We start from the raw sequence: 14,104 nt of genomic DNA on the forward strand, positions 1-14,104 counted from the left end.
GTTTTCGTTTCAAGATTTCCATTTTATTCAGCTTTTTTTAAGAAAAAAGGCAAAAATGTTATGATTTTTAGCGTAAGAAGAAATCTTACATAACCAGCGTTTTTATGTTAATAATGTTAAAGTTTAAGTAAAAAAGGCCTGAAAATCAGGATTATATTTTGCAAGGAATGAATTATTTATATTTTTGCCATACCCAAGTTTTTGTTTAACCTAAAGAAATTCAATGATTTACAAAATCTATCCGCTATTTGTGTTTTTGCTGTTATCTTTTGGAAAAGATTCAAAAAACACTACCGACCTTAAAACAAACGCTGTCGTAAAATCAATTGCTAAAGTTGAAAAAGTAACAGTTGATTCAAAGATTGAAAGCGTTTATAACACTTTAAATTCTAACAACTTTAAAATGCCGGAACTTAAAACTTTCTCGGAAGCTTTAAAAGGATTTTATTTGTTGAAAGAAAAAGGAGTTATCAAGAAAAACATTTTAACGTTAATCGACTTTAGTATGTCATCAAACACAAAACGTTTGTGGGTAATTGATTTGACAACTAATAAAATCTTGTTTAATTCACTTGTAGCTCACGGAAGAAATACTGGAGAAGAGTTTGCATCTGCATTTTCAAATCTAAATTCTTCATTTAAAAGCAGTTTAGGCTTTTATGCTACTGGCGAAATATATCAGGGAAAACATGGTGCTTCTCTACGTTTAGATGGTTTAGAAGATGGTGTAAACGACAACGCACGTCAAAGAGGTGTTGTTATGCACGGAGCAGATTATGTATCTGAATCATTCATCAGAAACCATAAAAGATTAGGAAGAAGCCAAGGTTGTCCTGCTCTTCCAGTAGAAATGACAAGTGAAATAATTCAGTTAATAAAAGACAAATCGTGTTTATATATCTATCATCCATCTAGAAGTTTCGCGATGGAAGAGCGACTAATTTCTTAGTTTATCATATAAATCCGAATCTAGATTATAAATATCAGCTCTAAAAAGGAGCTGATTTTTTTTGCTCCAAGCTGTCCAATACCATTGGTATAAATCATATTTTTTTGTGATTTTAAAACTCATGGTTTTTTTAGAAGCAATGATAGTATCAATTCGATCTTGAGGCCAGTTGCCATCCACATCCAAAATATGCTGTGCAAGCTCCAAAGGATTTTCAACACGCACACAGCCTGAGCTCATAGAACGGTTGCTGCGGCCAAAAATGTTACGGTGATTGGTATCGTGCAGATAAACACTATGATGATTTGGAAATAATATTTTCATTAATCCCAGCGAATTCGAGCTTCCAGGACTTTGTACATAGCGATATCTATTGGGTTTGTTTTCATTCCAAGCAATCGGATCGACAACATTTCCAGACGAATCATAAATGGTAATGTTTTTTTTAGCTAAATAATTTCGGTTACGTTTCATAGCAGGAACAACATCCTCTTTTAAAATAGTAGGAGGTACCGTCCAAGTCGGATTAAAAACAACTGTTTTTAAAAACGAAGTAATAATAGGAGTTCTTCTTTTACTAGTCCCTACAACAACATTTCTAACTAAGGTCGTGTCTTGATTTTCAACAACATTCAAGCTGTAATCAGGAATATTTATAATAAAATAGTTTTCCGATAATTCATTAGGATACCATCTCCATCTTTCCAAATTGGCAATAATCTGGTTCCTTCTTCTTTCTTTAGTATAATTTAAAGCACTGATTGTTCCAGCGCCAATAACGCCATCAGAAGCAAGTCCGTGTCTTTCTTGAAACTTCTTAACTGCTTCGAAAGTTTTTTTGTCGTAAATTTTTGTAAGACTGTCTTTTCCAGTCATATCTTTCCAAAACAACAGCTTTTTTTTAATTTTCACTAAGGCGGAATTCGTATCGTTTAAAGTGATTTTTTCGACAGATTCGATGTTTTTTATATCATCATCTGGAAATGTATTTATTATTTCCAGTGCTTTCAAAAGCTGTTTGTAGGTTTGTGTTTTTGGCTGAATATTTTCGACAATACTGTCGAGTTTGTTTCTGTTGAAAGCTTTTATTAGAACAGAATTTATATCCAATACTTTTTCTTCTAGATCCCAATTGGTATAGATTTTCTTGGGATCCAGTTTTCCTTTGTGTAAATGATTGAGATATTTTTCAAAATTGTAAGTCAATAATATGTCATAAGTAGCTAAGTCAGAATCACTGAGAGAACTAACTTTGTCTTCAAACTTTTTTAGCTGAGATGCTTTGTAATCTTCTGGTTCTAAGCCTAATTCGTCCGATTTTTGTAATTGAGATAAAACATAAGTTCTCTTTTCAAGGTTTCCCCAGACCGTTTTGTTTTCAGATGCGATATAAAATTGTTTTAATGTTTCGCTTTTAAAAGTGCCAATTAAAGCTGTATCTATTTCAACTTTTCTTTCGTCAGTAAGTATAATTGCCGGCACCGTTTTTTTGATGGCGGGGGCAGGTTTTGGGGTGTCTTTTTTACATCCCAAAAAAAAGGATATTACTAATACGAAGTAAAGTTTTTTCATTCTATAATTTTTTAAACATCATATAATGTTCGCCAACGTCTTTAATATCAAATGATTCACCTAGGGGCTGGTAATTCATTTTTTGATAAAAGCCAACAGCTGTTGTTCTGGCGTTAAACCAAATCAAATCGACTTTGTTTTCATTGCAGTAGGTTTCACAATGTCTTACCAAAGCCTCGCCAAATCCCATTTTTTGATGCGTTTCTAAGACTGCCATCCCTCGAATTTGAGCTTGATTTTGTTCGGCAAATATAGTGTTGATTTTATTAAACAAGGAAATAATTCCTATTAAATTTTCATTATCAAATAAACCAAAATGATGAGTGGTTTCTAAATCATCACCTTCAAAGATACAGCTTTCTATAGGTTTGCCTTTTCTTAAAACAGGTTGACGCACGGCATAAGTTTCTTTTGATGGAATTTCTTTAATTGTAATCATGATTTTTTAAAAAATATTGAAATTATAACTTTTTAATTTTAAATAAGTTATAAATAATTGTTGTTTTTTATTGATTTTTTTTGCCAAAAAGCTTGTTTTGAACTTAACTTTCTTTTTATATTTGCACCACCAATGCGAAAGTAGCTCAGTTGGTAGAGCTCCAGCCTTCCAAGCTGGTTGTCGCGAGTTCGAGCCTCGTCTTTCGCTCTAAAAACCAAAATATTTATATTTCGGTTTTTTTGTCAAAAGTAAATAATTTTTGATTTTAGTTTTTTTTAAAGATTAAATTATTTATATTTGCACCCTGTTAATGCGAAAGTAGCTCAGTTGGTAGAGCTCCAGCCTTCCAAGCTGGTTGTCGCGAGTTCGAGCCTCGTCTTTCGCTCTTCAAAAGCTTCAAACATTGTTTGAGGCTTTTTTGTTTTTAGACCAATTTGCTTAAATTCCAATATTTTTAAATTCAAAATTCCAAGTTTAAAGAGAGATAAATGCTAAAAATTTGGAATTTGGAATTTAAAAATTTTGAAATTTATTTTAAGTAGCTCAAATCACTTTCGCTTTCTAATTCCTGTGGTGTTTCGTTTTTCTTGAAAAGTCTCGCTTTCAAATCGCCTTTCAGGGTGATTTTTTCACCTTTAACTTCGAGCCAGCTTCCTTCTCTTAATCCCAAAACGGGAATTGAATTGAATGCGTGAAACTCTTTAATTCTGGTTTCGCGGGTTTCGCCCATGTGTTTCGACTGTAAATCGGCATCTAAATAATGCGGATTTAAATTAAAAGGAATTAATCCTAAAGTTTGAAAACTTGGCGGATAAATAATAGGCATGTCATTTGTAGTCTGCATCGATAACCCGCAAATATTGCTTCCAGCACTTGATCCTAAATAAGGAGTGCCGTTTTTTACTGTTTCAGCGACTAATTGCATGATATTATTTTTGTAAAGCTGACTAACCAGTAAAAATGTATTTCCGCCTCCTGTAAATATTCCTTCAGCTTCTTTTACAGCGACTTGAGGATCTTCAAATTCGTGAATTCCTTTAACTTCAATATTAATTGAAGCAAAAGCTTCTGCTGCTTTCTGTGTGTATTCCTCATGTGAAATACCGCTGGGGCGGGCATAGGGAATAAATAATATTGTTTTGCAGTTTTTAAAATGTTCTTTTAAAATAGGTAAAAGGTATTCTAAATATTTGCCTCCGTGCAGAGTAGAGGTACTTGCAATAATAATGCTCTTCATGATTTTTTAAACTCAAATTTTGTCCGTTAAAGATATTAAAAACTCCGTTTTTGTATTAATTTTTATTGTTTTAATTAACATATTTTTACCAAGTCGTTAATACTAAATTTGGATCATATTAAGATATTTTTACCCTTTTAAGAATATTTCTAATATATTTCATTTTGATTCAGAAAATTACTTGTTTTTTATTTGTTATGGTCGGGCAGGCTTGCTTGTCTCAGGTTCAAGAGCGGTCTGTTTTTACTGGTAAAATAGCTTCTAATACCTCAAGTTTAGATGGTGTTTATGTAATTAATGCGCAAACAGAAGAAACGGTATCAACAAGCGATTCTGGCTCTTTTTCGATTTTGGCAAAAGCAGATGATGTGCTGGTTTTTTCTTCAATAAGTTTTAAGGAGAAAAGAATTATGCTGAAACCAGAAGATTTTTCCAATCTTAATTTTACAGTAAATCTTAATATGGTCATGTATCAGCTTCAAGAAGTTGTTGTAAAAAGATATGATAATATTAATGCCGAACGTTTAGGGATAATTCCTGAAGGGCAGAAAAAATATACCGCAGCCGAACGAAAATTACAGACAGCCACTGCACTAAATGCCACAGCAAACGGTGGCGGAATGGCTGGCGGCTCTATTTCCGCAGATCCGCTGTTGAATTTTTTCTCAGGAAGAACTGCAATGCTGAAAAAAGAAGCAGCTGTGGAGAAAAAAGAGTTTTTTATGAAGCTTTTGGAGAATATGTTTAGTTTGGATCATTTTATTAACCGCCTTAAAATCCCGGAAGAATATGTAAAAGGCTTTGAATATTATGCTGTGGATAATGAAAAATTTACGGTGATTTTGAATTCTAAAAATAAAACGTCGACCGAATTCCTTTTGGGGGAATTAGCAACAAAGTATAAAGAAATAATTGCGAGTGAAAATAAGTAAAAAAACATCTGTTATAATACTTTTAATTTTTGTTCAGTTTGGTTTTGGGCAAAAAAGCAATTCTAAAGAGTTGTTAGGAAGAATAATGGAGCAGTCAACGGCTATTGAAGGAGTAAATATAATTAACAACACAACCCAAGTTACAGCAGTCTCAGATTCTGATGGTAATTTTTCAATTGCAGTTAGAGAAGGAGAAGTTTTGGTTTTTTCTGCAGTCAATTTAGAACCTCTTAAAAAAAGAATTACAATAGAAGATCTGACTTCAAATTTACTGATCGTAAAAATGAACGCAAAAGAAGTGGAATTAAAAGAGGTAATTGTAAATGAAAATGCAAATATTACCGCCGAAAATTTGGGAATAATTCCATACGGACAAAAAAAATACACTCCAGCAGAAAGAAAAGTTTATACGGCAAATTCAACTTCAGTTGATAAGCTTTTAAATGGAATTTCTGGACGCACTGCGATGTTGAAAAAAGAGGTAAATGTTGAGAAAAAAGAAGCGCTTTTTAGAAAATTAGAATATCTTTTTGATGAGAATTATTATACGCAAAGATTGAAAATACCTGTGGATTATATAAAAGGATTTCAATTATTTTGTATAGAAGATGCTGAATTTGCTGTATCTTTGAATACCAAAAACAAAACAATGAGTATGTTTTTAATCACAGATCTAGCAAGAAAATATCTAACAATTCTCGAAAATGAAAAATAAATTAGGAGTACTCGTTGTCTGCTTATTTTGTCAAATCGTATTAGGACAAAACGGTTCAAGGAAACCACTACATGGTCAAGTTATAAATGATTTTCTAACGATAGAAAGCGGCTATGTAATGAATATTAATGCTAATGTCAGAACATTTATCGGTGCCGGCGGTTTATTTGATATTATGGCTCGTCCAAAAGACACTTTGTTGTTTTCTGGTCTCGCTTTTCAATCGAAAAAGATTGTTCTAACAGAAAAAGACTGTGCTGAAGTCCTTTTTAAACTAAAACTAGACTTAGTTAATAATCAACTTAAAGAAGTTGTTGTTCATAAAGAATTAAAAGTAAAATCACTCGATCAAAATTCGCAGCATTATGTAGATATGCAGTTTGAAGACGACAAACAATCAACAGCAAAAAATAATGCAATGCTTTCTGATCAAACCATTAAATATGGAACTGATTTTGTGCGAATATTTAAAGATGTAAAAAAACTTCTAAGTAAAAAAGAAGATGTTAAAGACGAAGAAGTTACTGATATCGCTTTTGTAGAATATGCTAAAGATAATTTCACAAAAGATTTTTATACCAAAACATTGAGCCTTAAAGATGATGAAATAGAATTGTTTTTAATGTACTGCTCAAATGATCCGCACTCGAAAGAACTTGTTGATCCTGATCAAAAATTCCAATTGATGGATTTTATGGTCAATAAGAATAAAGAATTTAAGAAAGTCGCTGCTGGTAAAAAATGAAAAATAGATTAATTTACTGCCTGCTTGGAGTTCTGTTTTTATTGACTTCTGCATTTACTTTTCATAAATTTTATGTTGGTGTTTTTCAAGTGAATTATGCTGCCGAAAAAAAAATGCTGCAGATTACTTCCCGCATTTTTATCGATGATTTGAATAATGCGATGGAAAAAAAATATCGTAAAAAAACATTCGTTGGCACAAGCAAAGAAACACAGGCAGATATTGATTTGTTGAAAAAATATCTAACTGAAAACTTTACAATTAAAGTTAACGGACAGTCAAAAACGATTGCTTTTTTATCGAAAGAAATTGAAGCAGATGATGTGTTGGTTTGTTACTCAAGGATTAAGGATGTGGATAAATTCAAAACATTGGAAATCTCAAACACAATTTTAGTAGATTGGAATGCAGAACAACAAAACATTACACATATTTCAGCATTTGACACCAAAAGAAGTGTTCTTTTTACAGAATCTTCAAGGAAAGAAGTGTTAAAATATTAGCAGATCTTAAAATTTATTGTTTTAATTACTATTTTCACGACCTGATAAATTACCATTAAATTTTTATGAAAAAACTTTCATTATTATTACTTTTTCCTGCAATGTTAATTGCTCAGGAAAAAGCAACCACACCTCCTGTAAAACAACAGGGAAAATACGATACCAATAAGTTTAGTCAAATGTACGATTTGCTGGCAACTCCAAACATGTTTCGTACAGCTTCTGGAGCTCCAGGACCTGCTTACTACCAGCAGCAGGCAGATTACAAGATTGATGTTGAGTTAGATGATAAAAATTCAAAACTATCTGGGTCTGAAACAATAACGTATACTAATAATTCGCCAGACAGTCTGGAGTATTTATGGGTACAGTTAGATCAAAATCAGGCAAAAGCAAATGGACAAACTTCGCTGGCAGAGGGAGAAAGAATAAATCAGGTTTTACCTCTTGAAGGCTTTTCTTCTAAATATTTGAAAAAAGATTTAGAACGTGGTTTTAATATTGAGCAAGTTAAAGATGCTAAAGGAAATGCCCTTTCTTATACGATCAATGAAACAATGATGCGTATTAATCTAACATCTCCTTTAAAACCTGGAGAAAAAATATCGTTCTCCATAAAATGGTGGTATAATATCAATAATTACAGAAAAGAAGGTGGTCGTTCTGGATATGAATTATTTGAAAAAGATGGTAATAAACTTTACGTAATTGCTCAGTTCTATCCAAGAATGGCAGTTTATAATGATGTTGAGGGCTGGCAGAATATGCAGTTTTGGGGAAGTGGAGAGTTTGCTCTTCCTTTTGGAAACTTTGATGTAAATATTACAGTTCCTGCAGATCACGTAATTGATGCTACAGGAGAATTAACAAACAGAAGCGAGGTTTTTACAGCAGAACAAGTAAAAAGATACGAACAGGCTCAAAAATCATTTGATAAACCAGTTGTTATTGTAACACAGGCTGAAGCAGAAGCTGCAGAAAAAGGTTTTTCTGAAAAGAAAAAAACTTGGAAATTCAGTGCTAAAAATGTTCGTGATTTTGGAATTGCTTCTTCTAGAAAATTCATTTACGATGCAATGGCTGTTAAATTGAATAACAAAATTGTAATGGCAGAATCTGTTTATCCAAAAGAAGCAAATCCGCTTTGGGGAGAAACTTCTACGATGACTGTTGCCCACACTTTAAAAAGTTATTCTTCTCATACTTTTGATTATCCTTATCCAAAAGCAGTTTCAGTTTCTGCAGAAGATCAAGGAATGGAATATCCAATGATTTGCTGGAATTACGGTCGTCCAGACGAAAATGGGGTTACGCCTAAAGAGGTTAAAAACGGAATGATTGGTGTTGTTATTCACGAAGTTGGTCATAACTTTTTTCCAATGATTGTAAACTCTGACGAACGTCAGTGGACATGGATGGATGAAGGATTGAATTCATTTTTAGAATATTTAGCAGAGCAGGAATTAGATCCAGCTTTCCCTTCAAGAAGAGGGCCTGCAAAAAATATTGTTCCTTACATGAGTGGAGATCAAAAGTTTTTAGAGCCAATTATGTCAAACTCTGAAACTATTCACCAATTTGGAAATAATGCATACGGGAAACCAGCAACAGGTCTTAATATTTTAAGAGAAGTGGTTATGGGAAGAGAATTGTTTGATCATGCTTTTAAAACATACTCAAACAGATGGAAATTCAAACATCCAACCCCAGAAGACTTCTTTAGAACAATGGAAGATGCTTCGGCAGTAGATTTGGATTGGTTCTTTAGAGGATGGTTTTATTCAACTGATTTTGTAGATATCGGAATTAAAGAAGTAAAACAATTTTATGTTTCAGATACTCCAACTGCAGATCTTAAAGATGTCAAAGTAAGAAAAGGGCGTTTTGGATATGAAAAAGGACCTTTTGTTTACTTAGTTTCTGGAGACAATACTGAGGTAAATGCATCTAAGAAAAAAGCTTTAAAAGTAGAAGATTTTAAACCTTTGGCAGATTATATAGATCAAACTTTTACTGCAGAGGAAAAAGCGAGTATCAAATCTCCTAAATATTTCTATGAAGTAGAGTTTAATAAACCAGGTGGAATGATCATGCCAATTTTGGTTGAGATTACGTATGAAGACGGCTCTAAAGACAATTACAAATATCCAGCTCAAATTTGGAGAAAAAGTAATGAAACAGCTAAAAAAGTATACGCTACAACAAAAGCAATTAAGAGCATTCAAATCGATCCAAAACTGTTAACAGCAGATATCGATGTTACAAATAATTCTTGGCCAAAAGCTGAGACAAAGTCAAAATTTGACTAGACTAATAAAAAGATAATTAAAAGTTCATCAGGTTTGTAAAAGCTTGATGAACTTTTTCTTTTTTATTAAAATGCATTTTAAAGGACTTTTTAAGTTAAATTTAAAACTCTACGCTGCAAAATTTAATATCTTTGCGACAACAAAAATAAAAGTTATGTTTGGTATAGGAGGAGGAGAATTAGTTTTTATACTGTTTATTGTACTAATGCTTTTTGGTTCTGATAAAGTGCCGGAAATTGCACGTACAATGGGTAAAGCTATGGCTCAATTAAAAAATGCTACTAATGATATTAAAAGTGAAATTCAAAAAGGAGCAGAGGCTAATGGTCTTGACTCTAAATCTTTAACGGATATTACAGGAAATATCAATGCAGAAATTAATAATGCAAAATCTAATATACTTGGAGAAAATGGAAGCCTTTTAGGAGACACAGCCAATGAAATCGACAAAGTAAAAGAAGATATTGATACCATTTCCGGACCTATTAAACGCCAAAGATAATGCTTGAAACAATAAAGGAATTAGATACCAATCTATTAATATACCTTAATGGACTTGGTTCTGAAAAATACGATAACTTTTGGCTTTTTATTACAGATCAGCTGCATTGGACGCCACTTTTCTTATTGTTTTTTTATCTAATTTATAAAAAAATAGGTGGCAGACAAACTTTGTATGTATTGCTGTTTGTAGCAATTTTGATTGCTTTTACAGATCAAACCTGTAATTTATTCAAGCATACTTTTCAACGTTTACGCCCTTGTAATAATCCAGATTTAGCTTCGATTATTCGTATTGTGCAGGTTAGAAAATCATATAGTTTTTTCTCGGGACATGCGGCGAATACTATGGCGGTTGCTACTTTCCTATTTTTAGTTTTAAAACGTCACTTCAAATATTTTGGACTTCTATTTTTATGGCCTTTAGTTTTTGCTTACAGCCGTATTTATTTGGGACTGCATTATCCAGGCGATATTCTAGCAGGATATTTCTTTGGAGCACTTTTCGGATTACTGCTTTATTTAGTGTATAGAAAATTAAAACCGCAATATTTCCCAGAATAGTTTTTTTAAGATGTTAAGGTTCTAAGTTTCTGAGATTCTAGGATTTTAAAGATATATTACAAAAAACCTCCAGCTTAGCCGGAGGTTTTTTTATGGGCAAATAAAAGGCCTTCGTCAAAATACAAATATGTATTTGGCTAAAGCCTTTTCCTTTTAAGTGTAGGTATGGATTAATTTTTTAAAATCGTTTTTTCACTCCAATCTAATCCTTCTGGAAGTTGTTGTTTGCTAAATTCTATGTGAATAACTCTTCTTCGTTCGTTATTTGTAGTTTTATTCGAAGCATGAAACAATAGCGGTTTCATAATCATTATGCCGCCTTTTTCAACTTCACAAATCGTTTCTTTTTCAGTTTCAAAATTTAGATTTTCAATTCTCAAAATTCCTTTTGAATGTGAATTATTGATCACTTTTAAAGCTCCATTATCCTTTGTAGTTTTATCAATATGGATCCTGATCGTGAAATTATCTTCTAAAATTTCTTTTGGAGGCTGAACTGCAAATTGATTTTGTTTTAAAGTCCAATTTTCAAAATTTTCAACTTCAATTTTTTTGTCAACAGAAATGGTTAAATCTTGATGATACGCCACAAACCAATTTGATTTTTCAGGCTTGTCAAAATATATGGATTTGGTTATAAAATATCCTTTTCCAAAATTCGATTCAATAATTTCTTTTAAATTTTTATTAAAAACAAAGTCCAATATTTCAGGTATTTCTTTGTGAAACTGTCTAATAGCAAATAGATCTTGGGACTTTCTAAACGTAGCATTTTCAGAGTCATTTTTGGTTTTATCTTCGATTAATGAAATCAGTTTTTCGATCTCATCTTCAGTATAAATATCATTTATTATTATAAAACCTTCAGAACATATTTCTTTTGAATCATTCATTTTGAAAACTAATTTTAATGACAGATAAATAAACTAAAAAGCTTAGTCTCTTCATCTTAGAACCTTAAAAAATTATAACACTCTCGAAACCGTCAATCCATCACGAATTGGCAGCAAGACTGTTTCAACTCTGGGATCATCTTTTAAGTGTTGATTATATTCTAATAGAACTTTTGTACTTACGTCATTTGGATGAACAGGTTCTAGGATTTTTCCGCTCCATAAAACGTTGTCAGATAAAATAATGCCGCCCTTATTCATTTTTGGAACAATCATTTCCCAGTAATTGAGGTAATTCTCCTTATCAGCATCAATAAAGACTAAATCAAATTTTACATCTAAATCTGGAATAATATTTACAGCTTCGCCTAAATGCTGGAAAATTTGCTTTCCCCACGGAGAAGCATCAAAGTATTTTCGTTGAAAATCAACCAGTTCTTCTTTAATATCAATAGTATGCAATTGTCCGTTTTCCTGCATTCCTTCGCATAAGCATAAAGCAGCGTATCCTGTATAAGTTCCGATTTCAAGAATATTTACGGGGCGAATCAATTTAGACAACATGCTTAAAACACGTCCTTGAAAATGTCCGCTTAACATTCTAGGTAGAAGTATTTTTTGATAAGTTTCTTTATTCAGTCTGGCTAACAATTCTGGTTCATTTTCAGAATGCTGCTCAATGTAGTCTTCTAATTCTTGAGATATAAAATGCATCTTGTAGTGTCTTGTAATTTTAAACAAAAGTACAAAAAATATTAGCGAACTATTTTGCATAAAAAAAACCATCCGCCGTGGCGCATGGTTTTAATTTCGATTTAGATGAAATTTATTTTTTTAAAGCTTCATTTACATCTTTTGCTGTTTTAACAGTTCCGTCTTTTGCTGCTTTTGCTGCGTTTTCAACTTTTTCTGCACCTTTCTTCGTGGCATCTTTTACATCAGTTGCTGTTTTTTTTGCGGCATTTTCAACATCAGATACTGCTTTTTTAGTGGCATCTTTTACATCAGTTGCAGCATTTTCTGTTGCGTCTTTTGCTTTTGCCGCAGCACTTTCTGCTTTGCTCACTGCGCTGTCTGTTACTTCTTCAATATCTGTTGTAAGAGAATCAACCTTGTTTCCAAGTGTCAATTCTTCTTCTGCTGGTTTAGGCTCTTTTTTCTCGCAAGATTGAACAGCAAATGCTAATAAAGCAACAACAGTTAAGCTTAAAATTTGTTTTTTCATAATTACATTTTTTTTTAGGTTGATAAAACTTAAAGGTTATATGGCTGAAAAATAAAAGTACACATTTTAAAATGATTGAGCTCTTTGTAAGATTATTTTTCTTTTGAGAGCAAAACAATTCTTGTGCCAAATTTTTACTTTTCAGCTTGTCGTTAGATTTTTTTTAGTGAAAAAATTTTAGGCGTTATAAATTTTTTATACCAAGGAATGAAGAGCTTAATTCTAATTGAATTTATACTGATTTTCTCTGCTCTTTTTGCGGTCTTGTTAAGAATGCACTAAAAAGCGATAAAAAATGACAAAAGTGATTAACTTTGCGGCATGCAAATGGAGAAAAAAGACATAAGAGCCTTATCAAAAGACCAGCTTCGCGATTTTTTTGTTGAAAATGGAGACAAAGCTTTTCGAGGCAATCAGGTTTATGAGTGGTTGTGGAGCAAAGGAGCTCACAGTTTTGAAGACATGACAAATGTAGCAAAGTCTACAAGATCAATGCTTGAAAACAATTTTGTGATCAATCATATCAAAGTAGATACGATGCAGAAAAGCAGTGACGGAACTGTAAAAAATGCCGTACGCCTTCATGACGGTCTGGTGGTAGAATCTGTTTTGATTCCAACAGATACCAGAACAACAGCTTGTGTTTCTAGTCAAGTAGGATGCAGTTTAGATTGTAATTTTTGTGCGACAGCAAGATTAAAAAGAATGCGAAATCTGGAACCAGGCGAAATCTATGACCAGGTTGTGGCTATTGATAAAGAAAGCCGTTTGTATTATAATCATCCGCTTTCGAATATCGTTTTTATGGGAATGGGCGAGCCTTTAATGAATTACAACAATGTCATTAAAGCGATCGATATGATTACTTCTGAGGAGGGTTTAGGAATGTCTCCAAAACGAATTATGGTTTCGACTTCTGGAATTCCGAAAATGATTAAAAAAATGGCAGATGATGACGTGAAGTTTAAATTAGCAGTTTCGCTACATTCTGCAATTGACGAAACTCGCGCTCGAATTATGCCATTCAGTAAAAATTTCCCTTTGAAAGATTTACGTGAAGCTTTGGAATATTGGTACAGAAAAACGAAAAGTAAAATTTCATACGAGTATGTCGTTTGGAAAGGAATTAACGACGATAAAGCTTCAGTTGATGCATTAGTAAAATTCTGTAAATATGTGCCTTGCAAAGTCAATTTAATTGAATATAATCCAATTGATGACGGCGAATTCCAGCAAGCTTCAGAAGAATCTATTGCGGCTTACATCAAAGCATTAGAGAATATTGGAATAGTTGTAAAAGTAAGACGAAGCAGAGGTAAAGACATAGACGCAGCCTGCGGTCAGTTGGCCAATAAAGAAGCAGAATAATATTTAGCCAGAATATACTCCGTAGGAGTATCTCATCGGTAGAAAAAAAATAATGATTGTAAAAATATGTTTCCTAGGAACATTTGAAAAACAACACAAATAAAAAAAGCATTAAAAACAAGGATCAATCTTGTTCTTAATGCTTTTTTTTC

15 protein-coding genes and 2 tRNA genes are annotated in these 14,104 nt (G+C 32.5%); 11 read left to right on the plus strand and 6 right to left on the minus strand.

Annotation, left to right across the window (positions count from 1 at the left end; translation table 11 throughout):
- Positions 1-223 precede the first annotated feature (223 nt).
- Positions 224-949 (plus strand): murein L,D-transpeptidase catalytic domain family protein, encoded by a 726-nt coding sequence (locus HYN86_RS08275; RefSeq protein WP_113677610.1) that lies wholly within the window; start codon positions 224-226, stop codon positions 947-949.
- Here HYN86_RS08275 and HYN86_RS08280 read toward each other — a convergent pair.
- On the minus strand, positions 938-2,521 hold the full coding sequence (locus HYN86_RS08280; protein WP_113677611.1) for a L,D-transpeptidase family protein: 1,584 nt from the start codon (positions 2,519-2,521) through the stop codon (positions 938-940). The two genes, HYN86_RS08275 and HYN86_RS08280, sit on opposite strands and share 12 nt — an antisense overlap.
- Position 2,522: 1 nt before the next feature.
- Entirely contained in the window at positions 2,523-2,960 is a 438-nt protein-coding gene (locus HYN86_RS08285; protein ID WP_113677612.1) for a GNAT family N-acetyltransferase, read from the minus strand.
- A 134-nt stretch (positions 2,961-3,094) separates the two neighbouring features.
- On the opposite strand from HYN86_RS08285, the gene HYN86_RS08290 reads away from it, so the two are divergent.
- Positions 3,095-3,167: transfer RNA gene (locus tag HYN86_RS08290), tRNA-Gly, on the plus strand.
- A 105-nt stretch (positions 3,168-3,272) separates the two neighbouring features.
- Positions 3,273-3,345 (plus strand) — tRNA-Gly (locus HYN86_RS08295).
- 144 nt (positions 3,346-3,489) lie between these two features.
- Here the strand turns inward: HYN86_RS08295 and pepE are convergent.
- Positions 3,490-4,197: a dipeptidase PepE gene (pepE, locus tag HYN86_RS08300; protein WP_113677613.1), complete on the minus strand. Its 708-nt coding sequence runs from the start codon at positions 4,195-4,197 to the stop codon at positions 3,490-3,492.
- A 164-nt stretch (positions 4,198-4,361) separates the two neighbouring features.
- Between pepE and HYN86_RS08305 the strand changes: the two genes are divergently transcribed.
- The 7 genes from HYN86_RS08305 to HYN86_RS08335 all read left to right on the plus strand — a co-directional run bounded on the left by HYN86_RS08305 (position 4,362) and on the right by HYN86_RS08335 (position 10,466).
- Complete coding sequence (locus HYN86_RS08305; protein WP_113677614.1) at positions 4,362-5,129, plus strand: hypothetical protein; 768 nt, start codon at positions 4,362-4,364, stop codon at positions 5,127-5,129.
- Positions 5,116-5,844 (plus strand): carboxypeptidase-like regulatory domain-containing protein, encoded by a 729-nt coding sequence (locus tag HYN86_RS08310; RefSeq protein ID WP_230406444.1) that lies wholly within the window; start codon positions 5,116-5,118, stop codon positions 5,842-5,844. Before HYN86_RS08305 ends, HYN86_RS08310 begins: the two co-directional genes overlap by 14 nt.
- Entirely contained in the window at positions 5,834-6,589 is a 756-nt protein-coding gene (locus tag HYN86_RS08315; protein WP_113677615.1) for a hypothetical protein, read from the plus strand. Before HYN86_RS08310 ends, HYN86_RS08315 begins: the two co-directional genes overlap by 11 nt.
- Positions 6,586-7,092 carry a DUF6702 family protein gene (locus tag HYN86_RS08320; RefSeq protein WP_113677616.1) on the plus strand — a complete coding sequence of 169 codons (507 nt, stop codon included), beginning with the start codon at positions 6,586-6,588 and terminating at the stop codon, positions 7,090-7,092. The genes HYN86_RS08315 and HYN86_RS08320 overlap by 4 nt, the downstream gene beginning before the upstream one ends.
- Before the next feature lie 65 nt (positions 7,093-7,157).
- Entirely contained in the window at positions 7,158-9,401 is a 2,244-nt protein-coding gene (locus HYN86_RS08325) for a M1 family metallopeptidase (protein WP_113677617.1), read from the plus strand.
- A 154-nt stretch (positions 9,402-9,555) separates the two neighbouring features.
- Positions 9,556-9,903: a Sec-independent protein translocase subunit TatA/TatB gene (locus tag HYN86_RS08330; RefSeq protein WP_113679888.1), complete on the plus strand. Its 348-nt coding sequence runs from the start codon at positions 9,556-9,558 to the stop codon at positions 9,901-9,903.
- Positions 9,903-10,466, plus strand: a complete 564-nt coding sequence (locus HYN86_RS08335; RefSeq protein WP_113677618.1) for a phosphatase PAP2 family protein — start codon at positions 9,903-9,905, stop codon at positions 10,464-10,466. Before HYN86_RS08330 ends, HYN86_RS08335 begins: the two co-directional genes overlap by 1 nt.
- A 170-nt stretch (positions 10,467-10,636) precedes the next feature.
- Here HYN86_RS08335 and HYN86_RS08340 read toward each other — a convergent pair whose 3' ends face one another.
- The 3 genes from HYN86_RS08340 to HYN86_RS08350 form a co-directional block, all read right to left on the minus strand.
- Positions 10,637-11,359, minus strand: a complete 723-nt coding sequence (locus HYN86_RS08340; protein WP_113677619.1) for a phytanoyl-CoA dioxygenase family protein — start codon at positions 11,357-11,359, stop codon at positions 10,637-10,639.
- A 72-nt stretch (positions 11,360-11,431) separates the two neighbouring features.
- The gene (locus tag HYN86_RS08345; protein WP_113677620.1) at positions 11,432-12,073 is read right to left on the minus strand and encodes an O-methyltransferase; all 642 of its coding nucleotides are present in this window, start codon (positions 12,071-12,073) and stop codon (positions 11,432-11,434) included.
- Between the two features lie 112 nt (positions 12,074-12,185).
- Positions 12,186-12,584 (minus strand): hypothetical protein, encoded by a 399-nt coding sequence (locus HYN86_RS08350; RefSeq protein WP_113677621.1) that lies wholly within the window; start codon positions 12,582-12,584, stop codon positions 12,186-12,188.
- Between the two features lie 321 nt (positions 12,585-12,905).
- Between HYN86_RS08350 and rlmN the strand changes: the two genes are divergently transcribed.
- Entirely contained in the window at positions 12,906-13,952 is a 1,047-nt protein-coding gene (rlmN, locus tag HYN86_RS08355) for a 23S rRNA (adenine(2503)-C(2))-methyltransferase RlmN (RefSeq protein ID WP_113677622.1), read from the plus strand.
- Positions 13,953-14,104: the final 152 nt, after the last annotated feature.

It is taken from the genome of Flavobacterium fluviale (assembly GCF_003312915.1).
In the GTDB taxonomy this organism is placed as follows: domain Bacteria; phylum Bacteroidota; class Bacteroidia; order Flavobacteriales; family Flavobacteriaceae; genus Flavobacterium; species Flavobacterium fluviale.

Coding starts and splice junctions, on each gene's coding strand:
- HYN86_RS08340 (WP_113677619.1), bottom strand. CDS start 11,359: ATGAATGATTCAAAAGAAATATGTTCTGAAGGTTTTATAATAATAAAT.
- HYN86_RS08350 (WP_113677621.1), bottom strand. CDS start 12,584: ATGAAAAAACAAATTTTAAGCTTAACTGTTGTTGCTTTATTAGCATTT.
- HYN86_RS08330 (WP_113679888.1), top strand. CDS start 9,556: ATGTTTGGTATAGGAGGAGGAGAATTAGTTTTTATACTGTTTATTGTA.
- HYN86_RS08325 (WP_113677617.1), top strand. CDS start 7,158: ATGAAAAAACTTTCATTATTATTACTTTTTCCTGCAATGTTAATTGCT.
- rlmN (WP_113677622.1), top strand. CDS start 12,906: ATGCAAATGGAGAAAAAAGACATAAGAGCCTTATCAAAAGACCAGCTT.
- HYN86_RS08275 (WP_113677610.1), top strand. CDS start 224: ATGATTTACAAAATCTATCCGCTATTTGTGTTTTTGCTGTTATCTTTT.
- HYN86_RS08345 (WP_113677620.1), bottom strand. CDS start 12,073: ATGCATTTTATATCTCAAGAATTAGAAGACTACATTGAGCAGCATTCT.
- HYN86_RS08315 (WP_113677615.1), top strand. CDS start 5,834: ATGAAAAATAAATTAGGAGTACTCGTTGTCTGCTTATTTTGTCAAATC.
- HYN86_RS08335 (WP_113677618.1), top strand. CDS start 9,903: ATGCTTGAAACAATAAAGGAATTAGATACCAATCTATTAATATACCTT.
- pepE (WP_113677613.1), bottom strand. CDS start 4,197: ATGAAGAGCATTATTATTGCAAGTACCTCTACTCTGCACGGAGGCAAA.
- HYN86_RS08280 (WP_113677611.1), bottom strand. CDS start 2,521: ATGAAAAAACTTTACTTCGTATTAGTAATATCCTTTTTTTTGGGATGT.
- HYN86_RS08320 (WP_113677616.1), top strand. CDS start 6,586: ATGAAAAATAGATTAATTTACTGCCTGCTTGGAGTTCTGTTTTTATTG.
- HYN86_RS08285 (WP_113677612.1), bottom strand. CDS start 2,960: ATGATTACAATTAAAGAAATTCCATCAAAAGAAACTTATGCCGTGCGT.